Source organism: Natronobacterium gregoryi SP2 (assembly GCF_000230715.2).
GTDB classification, from domain to species: domain Archaea; phylum Halobacteriota; class Halobacteria; order Halobacteriales; family Natrialbaceae; genus Natronobacterium; species Natronobacterium gregoryi.
On sequence record NC_019792.1, the window covers coordinates 3,169,923 to 3,183,186 of the forward strand.

Consider the following 13,264-nt stretch of genomic DNA (forward strand, 5'->3'; position numbering starts at 1 on the left):
CCTCATTAGCAAATAATCAGTCCTAATTTGCCATAGATTGTTTCCTATACTCGCACTCGGACTGATCGCGTTCGGGACGCTACGACACGGCGTCCGCGGTGGGGTGACGCTGCGTCGTCGACGAGCGACTCTAGACTGACACCACTGGTCGCCAGACACACGCTGTCGGAACACGGGAACTGCAAGCTACCGGCATAACAGTGTTCGATCCGTTTTTACTCGTATGGCAACCGGATTTCGGGACGCCATCTCGTTTGGCAAGGCCGTCGTCGCAGGCATCCAGGAGAAGAACGTCCCGTTTATGGCTGCAAGCATCGCCTACCAGGCGTTTATTTCGCTGCTGCCGTTGCTCGTGCTCTTGTTTTTCTTCGTGACGCTCGTCGGCGACGACGCCTTCGCGGCGCAGGTTACCGAGACGACCGAGGGTGTTCTCCCCGAGAGCGGACAGCTGTTGATCGAGGAATCCCTCGAAGACTCGCCGGCGACCGCTGGCTCGACAGCCCTCGGCGTCGTCGTCCTCGTATGGGGATCGCTGAAAATCTTCCGCGGCTTGCATACGGCGTTCTCGGAGATCTATGGAACGACAGATGCAGGCTCGTTCGTCGGCCAGCTACGGGACGCTTTCCTCGTGTTCGGAGCGATCGGCGGTGGGCTGTTCGCGGCTGCTGGCACCGGAATCCTCTTCGCGTTTCTCCCCGACGTTCCCGGCTTCGGTCTGTTACAGTCGCTCCTGCTGGTCGTGGTTCTCACGGCCGCGTTCTACCCGATGTACTACTACTTCCCGGGCGTCGACGTCTCCAAGCTGGAAGTCGTTCCCGGCGTCGTCCTCGCGGCAGTGGGCTGGATGGTCCTGCAGTCGCTGTTCCGGGTGTACGTCTCCATCGCCACCAGCTCCGAAGCCGCGGGCGTAGTCGGGGCTATTCTCCTGTTGCTGACCTGGCTTTACTTCGGCGGACTCGTCTTGCTCGCCGGTGCCGTCGTCAACGCAACCGGGACTGGCTATCTCGAGCCCGGCGACGAGACATTCGAGACGAACGAGACGGCTATCGCCGAGCAGAGTTCCGACCCTGACCGGCTCCCGTTTACCGACGCCCGACAGCGTGAACGCGATCACCTCGCCGAGCGTGTGTCGACCCTCGAACGCGAGCGCGATCAGTTACGCAACAACCTCAAAGCACAGCGAACGCGCCGCTATCGACTCGAGGACGAAGTCGACGACCTCGAGCGACGAACTCGAAGTCTCGAGACCGAGAACGAGCGATTGCGGCGCGAACTCGGGAAACGCCGGAAACCAGCGTGGCAGCGGACGGTGGAAGCAGTCCTCGCACGCATCGGTGACGTTCGAATCGGCGTCGTCAAACGCGAGTAACTGGGCTGGACCGGGAGTCGGGAGATTGTAGTAGCTCGCGAGCACATCGACGGTCGTGTCGAACCCGGTACGCGAGACGCGACGGCGACTCCGCGAGGACCACGGCTCGATCGTCGCAACCGTCGACTGCTGTGCCGACGCCGTCGCCGAACCCTGGGACACTGCACGAACGACGAACCGCGATGCGCTCGTGGACGAGTTCCGATCGGAACTCGAGACGGCGGGCGTACTCGAGGAGTTTCCGGCGGTCCTCGAAGACGCCGTCGACGCGACGGGGTACGAACTGCAGGCCCAACCGATCCCCGGCCCGCCGTACGTCGTCGTGACTAGCCGCGGACCGATGCTCCGGGCGACAATCGATCCCGGTCGGCTGGTGATCCGGTTTGACGCCTTCGAGGTCGTTCGCACCGACCGCGGAGCGAGCTACCGGCGTCGTGACGGGGTCGAACTCGTGGTTGCACTCGAGTAACGTCTTGCTGATTTCTCCCGATCGGGTAGTCATTTCCACGTGCGACGACTGTTTCTCTCCCTCGAGTGCGCGCACAAAATACAGGCTCTCCGGGGAACGATGGTGGCGGTCGACACACGACGCGTCGCCGTCTGATACGGATTGCTGTCCCAGCTCGTCGGTGTAACTGCTTGTGTCGCGGAGTGCGCCGGCACTGGCTGGCAGGAAACCGTCCGAGGCCGTCCGACACGACGGGTGTCGTCGAACGACATGCGTTTCGCTCGAGTAGCTACCACTCCGGACTCTTAGTAATGTCGAATACACAGTTAGGTCTTGTTAATAATATCGTTAGATTCATTACTAACTCTCCGCAAGGGGGTGTTACAGATGACTGACGCACCACATTCGACGTCCCGCCGAACGCTACTCGCGACGACCGGTTCGCTGACTGCACTCGGTGTCGCCGGTTGTCTCGGCGACGACGGTGACGGCGACGACCACGGCGATGAGCACGACGACGATGACGATCACGACGACGACCACGATCACGACGACGACCCCGATCACGGCGACGTCTACGACGAGATCGGCATCGAAGAGTTCGAAGTACTCGACCGCGACCACGAAGAGGACATCCTCGTCTACGTTCACGGCGATCACTGGCACGACGACCCGCTCGAGGTACCCCACGACGACAACCTCTCGCTCGGTGCCTACGTCGAAGACGAGGAGGGTGACGAGGTCGAACTCGGTGACGAACTCGAACTGACTGGCGAAGTCGTCGAGGGAGCAAACGAGATCGTCGAGATCGAGTCCCACGGCGATCACATCCACGTCCACGGCGAGGAAGACGGCTTCACGGACGTCGTCTTCCAACTCGTCGAGGACGGCGACGTCGTCTACGAGACGCCCGAACTCGAGACGGAGGTCGGCCACCACGACGACGGTCACGATCACGGCCACGTCGAGGTCGAGGATCTCGAGATCGTCGATCGGTCGGACGACGAAGTCGTCGCGGACGTCCACGACGACCACTGGCACGGCGAACTGCCACATATTCACGTCGATGACAACGTCTCGCTGGGTGCGGTGTTCACCGACGATCACGGCGACGAGATCCCGATCGGCAGCAACGAGGAGTACGCACTCGCTGTCTCGGTCGCTGACGACGCCGAAGGAGGTATCGTCGAGATCGATTCCGACGAGCACTGGCACGGCGACCACGTCCACATCTACGGTGAGTCCGAGGGCGAGACGGAAGTCGTCTTCAAGCTCTGGCACGACGACCACGCCGACTGGGAGAGCCCGCCGATCGAGGTCGAAGTCGAAGACCACTGATCTACGTCCCCCGTTCGTCTCCATCCTCTAGTCGGTCGTCGCACCGGCGCTCGCTCCGTTTCGTTTTCGACCTCGTACTGCGAGAGTCCCGACTGTTACTAACCCGACTCCACCGACTGCCACCAGTTGTTAAATAACTCTTACAATATAATAATACTTTTAACCACGAGCGCGTACTGTCACACATGAAACTATCACGCCGTTCGCTGCTCTGCGCGAGCACCGGTGCACTCGCGCTGGGGACGGTCGCCGGCTGTCTGAGCGAGCCCGGCGAGGATGGAAGCCCCGGCGAGACAGAGGGGTACGCTGCGTTTTTCACCCTCTGGGACTGGACGGAAGAGATCGTCGGCGACGAGATAGAGATCACGAACCCGGTCGACGTCGGCGAGATGGGACACGGCTGGGAGCCGCCGGCCGACCTCCAGCGCAATGTCGCCGGGTCGGATGTCTTCGTCTACCTCGACACGCCCGAGTTCTCCTGGGCCCAGGACATCGCGGACGAGATTGCAGACGAAGATGTCGATACGGTGCTAATCGACGCGATGGGCGGTCTCGAGAACCAGCTACTGCCGATGAACGAGGAGACGGAGGCCGACAGGGAGCCTGCCGACGCCGAGTTCGATCCCGAGACGGTCTCGATCGGCGACTTCGCCGTCTACGACGGACAGACGGGGGACGAGACTGCAGACTGGCATATCGACCACTGGCACGGAGAACTGCCGGCGATCCCCGTCGACGGCTCCGCCGCCGTCGAGGGCATCTTCGAGGACGACGAGGGGCGGGTTCTCCCGGTCGGAACAGACGAACAGTTCCAGTTCGACGCCCGGATCGTCGACGGCGCGAACGAGGATGTCCTCGAAATCGCGTCGGAGGGCGACGAGGTGATCTTCCACGGCGAAGAAACCGGTCGGACCAGGGTCGTCTTCGAACTCGTCGCCGACGGTGAGGTCGTCTGGGACACGAGCGCCGACAACGTGACCGCCGAAGTCGTCGAGGAACTCGGAGACGATGCCGCACCGGATTTCTACGATCCCCACGTTTGGGCCGATCCCGTCCTGGCCCAGCGGATGGTCGAGACGATCGCCGACGGACTCGGCGAGGCGGACCCGGACAACGCTGAACTGTACGCAGCCAACGCTGCAGACTACGTCGAGCGACTCGAGGACGTTCACGACCAGTTCGAACAGCTCGCGGCGGACGCCGAGCGCGACGTAGCGGTCCTCGCGGGCCACGACGCGTTCCAGTACCTCGAGAAGCGCTACGACTTCGAGATCCACACGCCGGTCGGGATCTCGCCCGACGCCGCCGAGACCGAGTCGGACATCTCTGAGTCGATCTCGGTCGTCGAGGAGCTCGACATCGATACGATTCTCTACGATCCCTTCGAGACACCGGACCCAGACGAGGACATCCCACAGATGGTCGAATTGCTACTGGAAAACACAGACGCCGACGAGTACGCACCGGTCACCCCCGCCGAGGGGACCACAGCCGAGTGGAACGAACGGGGCTGGGGCTGGATCGAACAGATGGAAGAGGTTACGATCCCCTCGCTCCGGCAGGCCCTGGGCGCGGAGTAAGAGGAAAATGGAAGACCTAAACGCACGAGCGACGGAAAGGAGAGTGAACTACCAGTGACATCGGTCGTCGACGTTCGAAACGTCTCGTTTGCCTACGGAGACTCGCTGGCCCTCGAGGAGGTGACTCTCACCGTCGAGAACGGTGATTTTCTCGGACTCATCGGGCCGAACGGCTCCGGGAAGACGACGCTGTTGCACGTCATGCTCGGACTGCTCTCTCCCGACAGCGGCTCCGTCCGGCTGTTCGACCAGCCGATCGAGGAGTTCGAGGCCGGCGAACGGATCGGGTACGTCTCACAGAAGGCGACCGACCGCGGTGGGACGATGCCCGTCACCGTCCGCGAGTGCGTCCTGATGGGGCGGTTCGCCCACGTCGGACACGGCCGGCTGAACGACGAAGACCACGAGACCGTGGCTGACGCACTCGAGACGGTCGGCATCGCCGACCTCGCTGACCAGCAGATGAACCAGCTCTCTGGCGGCCAGCGCCAGCGCGCTTACATCGCGCGTGCACTCGCCTCCGAGGCCGACCTGCTCGCGCTGGACGAACCGACCGTCGGCGTCGACGCCGAGTCCCGCGACGAATTCTACCGGTTGCTCGACTCGCTGAATCGGTCGGGGATCACGATCATCCTGATCGAACACGACATCGGCGTCGTCACCGATCGGGCCAACCGGATCGCGTGTATCAACACGGAACTGTACCACCACGGCGACACGGAGTCGTTCGTCGAGAGCGAGGCCCTGAGCGAAGCCTACGGAAAGACTGGCGAGATCGTCCACCACCACCACTGAGATGACGGGAAGCAAAGATCACGACCACGACCACGACGACGAGAGCAGCGATACGCACGAAACCGCTGCAGTCGACGGCGGCACTGCCGCCTACGGTGGGCCGACGATCCGCTCGAGGCCGTCACATCTCCGCCGAAATATCGAACTCATCGGGGTCGCACTCGTCGGCGTCCTTGCAGCCGCGATGATCGGCTTCATCGCCCTCGATTGGCTCCGACGGTACCCGGGTGCGGACGCGTTCGGTCCGCTCGAGGCAGTTTACTCGGCGACCGGAATCGATCCCGCGGCTGGCTACCTGTTCGACCAGTTTCTGATCGCGGGAGAGTGGATCGACCACTTCCTGGGAACGGAAGTCTTCCAGTACGCGTTCATGTGGCGCAACATCGCGACCGGCGTCCTCGTCGGCGTCGTCGCGCCGCTCGTGGGAACGTATCTCGTCCACCGACAGATGGCGTTGATCGGCGAAACCCTGGCCCACACCGCGTTCGCGGGCGTCGCGGTCGGCCTGCTGTTCGTCGCCGTCACCGGTTGGCAGGGATCGTTGCTGTACGTCGCACTCGTCGTCAGCGTAATCGGGGCGCTTGGCGTCCAGTGGCTGACCGAACGGACGAACTCCTTTGGCGACGTACCGATCGCGATCATGCTCACCGGCAGCTTTGCGGTCGGAACGTTGCTGATCAGTTGGGGACGCGGATTCATGTCCATTGGCGTCGACATCGAGGAGTTTCTCTTCGGGAGCCTCTCGGTCGTCTCGGCGAGCGGTTCGCGACTGATGGCAGCCCTAACCGTCGGAGTCGTCGCCATCGTCGCCGTCACGTACAAACAGTTGCTGTTCATCACCTTCGACGAACAGGCCGCCCGCGTCGCCCGACTCAACGTCTCGGCATACAACACGCTGCTCGTGGTGATGACGGCAGTCGTCGTCGTCGGCGCGATGCAGGTGCTCGGCGTCATCCTCGTCGCCGGCATGCTCGTGATCCCCGTCGCGGCGGCCTCACAGATCGCCCACAGCTTTCGGGAGACGCTGTTCCTCTCGATCCTCTTCGGACAGCTGTCTATCCTCGGTGGGTACACGTTCGCGCTGACACAGAGCCTTCCGTCCGGTGGCTCGATCATCGTCGTCGCTATCGGAATCTACCTGGCAGCGATCGCCGTCTCCGATCGCTCCGGAGCGGCAATCTCGCTCCACTGATCCTGTCCCGATTCGTCGGACGGAGACACCCCCGCTCTGGCCACCCGGTGGGACACAGGGGCGGATTTAACCTGTTCGGGAACGACTGCCCGAACGATGGGACGGTTAGCCGAGCTATTCAGACCCGAGTCAGTCGCCGTGATCGGCGCGACCGACCGCGAGGGAGCGGTCGGCCGGGCGATCCTCGAGAACCTGCAGGCCGATTACACAGGCGAGATCGTTCCGGTCAACCCGAAACGGGACGAGGTGCTCGGGCTCGAGTGTTACCCCGGCGTCGAGAGTGCACCGTCTGTCGATCTAGCGGTCGTCGTCGTCCCCCCACCGATCGTCCTCGAGTCGGTCCGGGAACTCGGGAAAGCTGGAACGAAGAACGTGGTCGTCGTCACTGCGGGCTTCTCCGAGACCGGCGGCGAGGGTGCCGAGCGAGAGCGAGAACTCCGGGAGATAGCCGACGAGTACGACCTCAACGTCGTCGGCCCCAACAGCCTGGGGATCATGTCGACCGCAGTCGGTATGAACGCCACGTTCGGCCCCGAGAACGCCCGCGAGGGCTCGATTTCTTTCATGAGTCAGTCGGGCGCGTTCATCACCGCCGTGTTAGACTGGGCCAACGAACAGAAGATCGGCTTTCGCGACGTCGTCTCGGTCGGCAACAAGTCCGTCCTCGACGAGACCGACTTCGTCGACGAGTGGGGCGACGACCCCGACACCGACGTCGTCATCGGCTACCTCGAGGACATCGACGACGGACAGGCGTTCATCGAGACGGCCCGTGAGGTGACCGACGAGACGCCGATCGTACTAGTCAAGTCCGGACGAACCGACGCCGGCGCACAGGCCGCTTCCTCCCATACAGGTGCGATCGCCGGCAGCGAACGCGCCTACGAGGCCGGCCTCGAGCAGGCGGGCGTGATCCGGGCCGAGTCCGTCCAAGAACTGTTCGACTCCGCGCGTGCCCTCTCGGGACTGCCCGACCCCAAATCGGACGGCGTCGCCATCGTCACCAACGCCGGCGGTCCGGGCGTGCTAACCACCGACGCAGTCGGCGACTCGACACTCGAGATGGCCGACTTCACCGACGTGACGATCGATCGACTCACCGAGGCGATGCCGGACGAAGCCAACGTCTATAACCCGATCGACGCGATCGGCGACGCCGACGTCGACCGGTTCGCCGAGGCCCTCGAGATCGCACTGGACGACCCCAACGTCGGCAGTGCGGTCGTCGTCAGCGCACCGACGGCAGTGTTGCCCTACGACGAACTCTCCGAGGTCGTCATCGAGAAACGCGATACGTACGACAAACCGGTCGTCACCTGTCTCATGGGTGGAGAACGTGCTCGTGCAGCCGAAGATGTCCTGCGAGATGTCGGTATTCCAAACTACTTCGATCCCTCGCGGGCGGTCCAGGGACTCGACGCGCTCGCTCGCTATCGCGACGTCCGTCAGCGAGCGACCGACGACCCAACCGCGTTCGACGTCGACCGCGAGCGCGCTCGCGAGATCTTAGAGCGGACGAAAGACCGCGACGACAACCGGCTGGGCGTCGAGTCGATGGACTTGCTCGAAGCCTACGGCATCCCGATCCCGGAGGGCGAAATCGTCGACGACCCCGATCGAGCACGGGAAGTCGCCCAGTCGATCGAGGGCGACGTCGTAATGAAGATCGTCAGCCCCGACATCTCCCACAAGTCCGACATCGGCGGCGTCAAGGTCGGCGTCGCCGACGACGATGTCTACGACGCCTACGAGGAGATCGTCACTCGGGCGCGCAACTACCAGCCCGACGCGACGATCGTCGGCATCCAGGTCCAAGAGATGGTCGACCTCGAGTCCTCGACCGAAACGATCGTCGGGATGAATCGCGATCCGCAGTTCGGACCGCTGTTGCTCTTTGGGCTCGGCGGCATCTTCGTCGAGATCCTCGAGGACACGTCGGTTCGTGTCGCCCCGATCGGCGAGGGCGACGCCCGCGAGATGATCGACGAGATCCAGGCGGCACCGCTGTTACGCGGCGCTCGCGGCCGGGAGCCAGCCGACGTCGACGAGGTCGTCGAGACGATCCAGCGACTCTCACAACTGGTGACCGACTTCCCGTCGATCCTCGAACTCGACGTGAACCCGCTCGTCGCGGGACCAGACGGCGTACAGGCGATCGATCTTCGACTCACCGTTGACACGGAGAAACTATGACCGACACCGATACCCAGAACGACACGACCGGAACCGACACCGACCCGATCCTCTTTGCCTCGCTCGAGGAGAGTACCGGGAAAACTGCCATCACACTGGCGCTCGCCCGAATCGCCGCCACAGAGGGTGATAGCGTCGGCTACATGAAACCCAAAGGGACCCGACTCCAGAGCAACGTCGGAAAGACTCTCGACGAAGACCCCATGCTCGCACGCGACCTGCTCGAACTGGACGGCGAAATGCACGACTTAGAGCCCGTCGTCTACTCCCCGACGTTCATCGAGCAGGCGCTTCGAGGACGTGAGGACCCCGACGATCTCCGGGAGCGAGTCCGAGAGGCGTTCGAGACGCTCGCGGTGAACCACGACCGGCTGTTCGTCGAGGGCGGCGGCCAGTACGACGTCGGCGGCATCGTCGAACTCACCGACGCCGACGTCGCAGACTTGCTCGACGCGCAAGTCGTGATCGTCGCACCGTACGAACGACCCAGCGACGTCGACGACGTGCTCGCTGCAGCACACAGTTTCGGGGAGCGACTCGCTGGCGTCGTCTTCAACGACGTCGCCGATGCCGTCTACGACCAACTCGAGACCGATGTCGTCCCCTTCCTCGAGGGACGTGACGTTCCAGTCCACGGAGTGGTGCCACGAGAACAGACGCTGTCTGGTGTCACTGTCGGTGAACTCGCGAACGAACTCGGGGCGACCACGCTCGTCGAGGAGGGAACCGACGCCTACCTCGAGCGGTTCGCCGTCGGAGCGATGGGTGCAGACAGCGCACTACGACACTTCCGTCGCACGAAAGATGCCGCCGTGATCACGGGCGGTGACCGCGCCGAGATTCACGCGGCCGCTCTCGAGGCCTCCGGCGTCCGCTGTCTCATCCTGACTGGCGGTCATCGTCCATCGGGCGCACTCATCGGTCAGGCTGCCGACAAGGGGGTGCCGATCCTCTCGGTCCAGACTGATACGTTGACCACGGTCGAGCGCGCAGAAGACGTCGTTCGAACCGGGCGTACTCGCGACGAGGAGACTGTCGACCGAATGCAGGAACTGTTGACCGATCACGCGGCCGTCGACACGATTCTCGGCCACCAGTAGCGCCGATCGTCGGTGAGCGGTCGGCACCAGTGATACGGTTTCCCATCAGCCGTTTTCAATGCAACCGCTTTAGGTCGCATCCCAGCGGTACCTCGTTACGACAATCCGTCCGAGTCTCCGTCTGACCAAGAATTAAGAGTCAGCCCCCCATGAGGCCACACATGGTAGACATGGACGACTCTCCACAAGAGATCACCTCCCTCGTCGGCCGCGAGGTGTACTCGAACAGCGGCGTCTTCGTCGGCGAAGTCGAGGATCTACAACTAAACGTCGACGGCGAAGCCGTCACCGGACTCGCACTGGGGAACCTGAACGCCGAGCTGTTTACGACCGAAACGGAGACGGGACAGGGCGTCATCGTCCCCTACCGGTGGGTCCGCGCAGTCGGTGACGTCGTCCTCGTCAACGACGTCGTCGAACGCGTCCGTGATCCGGACGAGGAACAAGAGGAACTAGTCGCCTAATTCCCGTTCGATCCTTCCGCCCCATCGACGCCCATCGCGTCGAACAGCGTTCGCTTGACCGCCTCTTCGGTCAACTGTAACAGCGTGTCACGCGTATCTTCGGAGATTTCGATCCCCGTGAAGATGCCCAGTGGGATCTCCGCACTCGCTTGCGTCGAGTGACCCGCCGTTTCACCGATATCGCCGTAGGCGTCGTCTAACACCTTGCCGATGTTGATCCGAATGTCTTTCGAACGTCCCGCAAGGAAGATCGTCTCGTCGGCGATCCCGAAAACGGCGGTCGTCGTGACGCCCTCGAGATTCAGGAGGTGACTCGCTGCCTGCGTGAGCGCCTCGCGGTCGCGAACGAAACCGGCGTTCGAGACGAGATGGCTCCCCTGGACGTCACGGTTGGCGATCGCCTCCGCGAGGACGTCCAGTGTCTCGGGCGACATCGACGGCGACTCCACTTGTTCTAGGGTGTCGTGGTTTGCGAACGGATAGAGGTAGGCAGCGGCGGTGAGGTCCGCAGGAGTCGTGTCGCGTTTAAAATCCAGGGTCTCGGCGCGGATTCCGTACAGAAGCGCCGTTGCAACCTCCTCGGAGACGTTCATGTCGAACTCCTGAATGTACTTCGTCATGATAGTCGATGTCGATGACATATTCGGTCGAATATCGACGAAGCCCGGTTCGTACTCGTCTTCGGGTTCGGAGTGATCGATGAGGGCGTCGACCTCGAGATCGATCTCCCCGCTGGTCGCGTGATCGACCATCGTGACGGTGTCGTAGTCCGAGGCGTCCTCGATCTCGCTCCACTGGACGAGATCGATCCCCAACAGGTTGACGAACGCCCGATTCTCCTGGTGGCCGACGTCACCCAGGTAGATGATGTCCGAGTCAACACCCAGGTGGTCTGCGATAGCCTGCATCGCCGCCGCCGCCGCAATCGAATCCGGGTCCGGACTGTCCTTGGTGATGATCGCCAGCCGATTCGCCGTCTCCTCGAGGGTTGCGGCGAGTTTACCCGCGTTGTACTCGAGTTCCCCCGACTCGAGTGCCCGCAGTGCAGACTCGGCGATCACCGACGACGGATTGATGACGATGTCGGCCCCGAGTTCCTCGAGTTCGTCGCCCGAGACGGGATCGCTGGCTCGAGCAACGACGAATTGCCCGTCGTTCTCCTCGCGGATGTGGGAGACGGCTTCCTTGTTGGATTCGACGTCCGAGGCGAGAATGAGGATAACGTCGCGTTCGGCGACCAGGTCCGCGACGTCGGGTTCGCGGATGTCTGCGGTTCGTGCGTCTAGATCCTGGTCTCGAAGCGATTCGACGCGACTCTCGTCGCGGTCGATGATACGGACGTTTTTCCCCTGTTCGACGAGTTCCTCGGCAACGGCGTAGCCAACGCTCCCACACCCCAAGATAGCGTAGTCAGATATCGACGAGATCGTAACCCCCGTACTCATTGAACGTGTGGTCGGACCGACCACACTTAACGCTCCCGAAGATTGGTACCTTTTGCGACCGATCGCCCGCTCCGGTATTGATGAAACGCTTCTCGAAACCGGGCGGCTGCCTGTGATCTATCGTCCCGACGAACGGCCGACACAGAGAGAAAGACGGCCGCAGTGGGCCGCTGACGGACGGCAACTCGTATCGCCGGGCCGTCGCTGAACGGGGAAGGCAGTTCTCGAGTGGATCGTCGGTCGCGTGCCTTTCACTGTCACGACGGTCTCCAAGGGAAACGTATTTCAACGCCCGACGGGAACCTGGGGGTGTAGGGCCGGTAGCTCAGTCCGGCAGAGCGTCTGACTCTTAATCAGACGGTCGCGTGTTCAAATCGCGCCCGGCCCGCTTTTGCGACGAACACTTTCGTGAAGAGCAAAGCGGCCAAAGCAATTCGACTGCAGGAAGCGGACGCGCCGACGCGAGCAACTCGTCTCATACGGTTTGCTGCCAGCCATTTCCGGCGCGACCGCAGGAGAACTCGCGGTCGCGCCGGGACATCGGGACAGCAGTCCGTATCACGCGTCCGGACGCGTCTCGAAAGCAATCTCCTCGAGTGTCTGAATCGTCTCGACCAGTTCCTCGAGCTCGTCGTCGCCACGGCCGACGATTTCGCCGGCGACCGTGTCCGGTTCCCGGTCGCCGACGAGAATCGTCGGGAGTGGGGCGTCAGTAAACCCCTCTACGACGACGATGTCGTACCCGCGCCGGGAGAGACGCGCGAGTGTGCTCTCGAGTGCTTGTAGCTCTCGGTCGTCTGGGTCGGAGTCCACGAGGCCGCCGTCCGTTCCCCGCGGAAGTTCCGGTGGCTTTTGTTTGCCACGCGTGCTGATGTCGAACGTGAGTTCGGGTGTAATTCCGACGACTGTCTCGGCCCCGGCCGTTCGATGACGATGGGTGTCGGCCCCCGGAGTATCGATTTCGACGTCGTGGTGGATCGACTTGACGGTCGCGACGCGGTAGTGTTCCGTGAGCCGTGGCACGAGTTTCTCGACGAGCGTCGTTTTTCCCGAATCGCTCGGACCGGCCAGACAGACGACCCGAAGTGGATTGTTCGAGGTAGATGACGAATGGCGGCCCATGGGCAGTGTACTGACCTTTCTCGTCCGAGCTACAAGTCGGTTACTGCTGCGTGTGTCGCAAGAGACGACGCCGAGCCCACGTATCGGCAGTGTCTCGGTCTAGTACCGTTCCAACCGAACGACTGCATCTGGTTCTGCTCAGCAGTCGACGCTTGGAACGGTACTAGTATCGAGCAGCGATCACGAACGTCTGCGCGAAGCCGCGACACTAAAATATC

The 13,264-nt window shown here is 62.7% G+C and carries 11 protein-coding genes and 1 tRNA gene; 10 read left to right on the forward strand and 2 right to left on the reverse strand.

All coding sequences use genetic code 11. The features are described 5' to 3' along the window. Window positions 1–223: 223 nt before the first annotated feature. From NATGR_RS15675 to NATGR_RS15715, 9 genes are all read left to right on the forward strand, one after another. Entirely contained in the window at window positions 224–1,369 is a 1,146-nt protein-coding gene (locus tag NATGR_RS15675; protein WP_005581081.1) for a YhjD/YihY/BrkB family envelope integrity protein, read from the forward strand. A gap of 55 nt (window positions 1,370–1,424) precedes the next feature. Continuing rightward, on the forward strand, window positions 1,425–1,838 hold the full coding sequence (locus tag NATGR_RS15680) for a hypothetical protein (protein WP_005581083.1): 414 nt from the start codon (window positions 1,425–1,427) through the stop codon (window positions 1,836–1,838). A gap of 366 nt (window positions 1,839–2,204) precedes the next feature. Then, the gene (locus tag NATGR_RS15685) at window positions 2,205–3,155 is read left to right on the forward strand and encodes a hypothetical protein (protein WP_015233787.1); all 951 of its coding nucleotides are present in this window, start codon (window positions 2,205–2,207) and stop codon (window positions 3,153–3,155) included. A 185-nt stretch (window positions 3,156–3,340) separates the two neighbouring features. Beyond that, entirely contained in the window at window positions 3,341–4,735 is a 1,395-nt protein-coding gene (locus NATGR_RS15690; RefSeq protein ID WP_015233788.1) for a metal ABC transporter substrate-binding protein, read from the forward strand. A gap of 54 nt (window positions 4,736–4,789) precedes the next feature. Further along, window positions 4,790–5,530, forward strand: a complete 741-nt coding sequence (locus NATGR_RS15695; RefSeq protein WP_005581093.1) for a metal ABC transporter ATP-binding protein — start codon at window positions 4,790–4,792, stop codon at window positions 5,528–5,530. 1 nt (window position 5,531) lies between these two features. After that, window positions 5,532–6,722 carry a metal ABC transporter permease gene (locus NATGR_RS15700; protein WP_005581096.1) on the forward strand — a complete coding sequence of 397 codons (1,191 nt, stop codon included), beginning with the start codon at window positions 5,532–5,534 and terminating at the stop codon, window positions 6,720–6,722. 96 nt (window positions 6,723–6,818) lie between these two features. Then, window positions 6,819–8,915 carry an acetate--CoA ligase alpha subunit gene (gene acs / locus NATGR_RS15705; protein ID WP_005581097.1) on the forward strand — a complete coding sequence of 699 codons (2,097 nt, stop codon included), beginning with the start codon at window positions 6,819–6,821 and terminating at the stop codon, window positions 8,913–8,915. Next, window positions 8,912–10,015 (forward strand): phosphotransacetylase family protein, encoded by a 1,104-nt coding sequence (locus NATGR_RS15710; RefSeq protein ID WP_005581098.1) that lies wholly within the window; start codon window positions 8,912–8,914, stop codon window positions 10,013–10,015. Before acs ends, NATGR_RS15710 begins: the two co-directional genes overlap by 4 nt. Before the next feature lie 170 nt (window positions 10,016–10,185). Next, complete coding sequence (locus NATGR_RS15715; RefSeq protein ID WP_005581099.1) at window positions 10,186–10,479, forward strand: PRC-barrel domain-containing protein; 294 nt, start codon at window positions 10,186–10,188, stop codon at window positions 10,477–10,479. On the opposite strand, the gene NATGR_RS15720 is transcribed toward NATGR_RS15715, so the two are convergent. Then, the gene (locus NATGR_RS15720; protein WP_005581100.1) at window positions 10,476–11,924 is read right to left on the reverse strand and encodes a DHH family phosphoesterase; all 1,449 of its coding nucleotides are present in this window, start codon (window positions 11,922–11,924) and stop codon (window positions 10,476–10,478) included. The two genes, NATGR_RS15715 and NATGR_RS15720, sit on opposite strands and share 4 nt — an antisense overlap. A gap of 314 nt (window positions 11,925–12,238) precedes the next feature. Here NATGR_RS15720 and NATGR_RS15725 point away from each other — a divergent pair. Continuing rightward, window positions 12,239–12,312 (forward strand) — tRNA-Lys (locus NATGR_RS15725). A 170-nt stretch (window positions 12,313–12,482) separates the two neighbouring features. Here the strand turns inward: NATGR_RS15725 and NATGR_RS15730 are convergent. Then, entirely contained in the window at window positions 12,483–13,046 is a 564-nt protein-coding gene (locus NATGR_RS15730; protein ID WP_005581101.1) for a molybdopterin-guanine dinucleotide biosynthesis protein B, read from the reverse strand. Window positions 13,047–13,264: the final 218 nt, after the last annotated feature.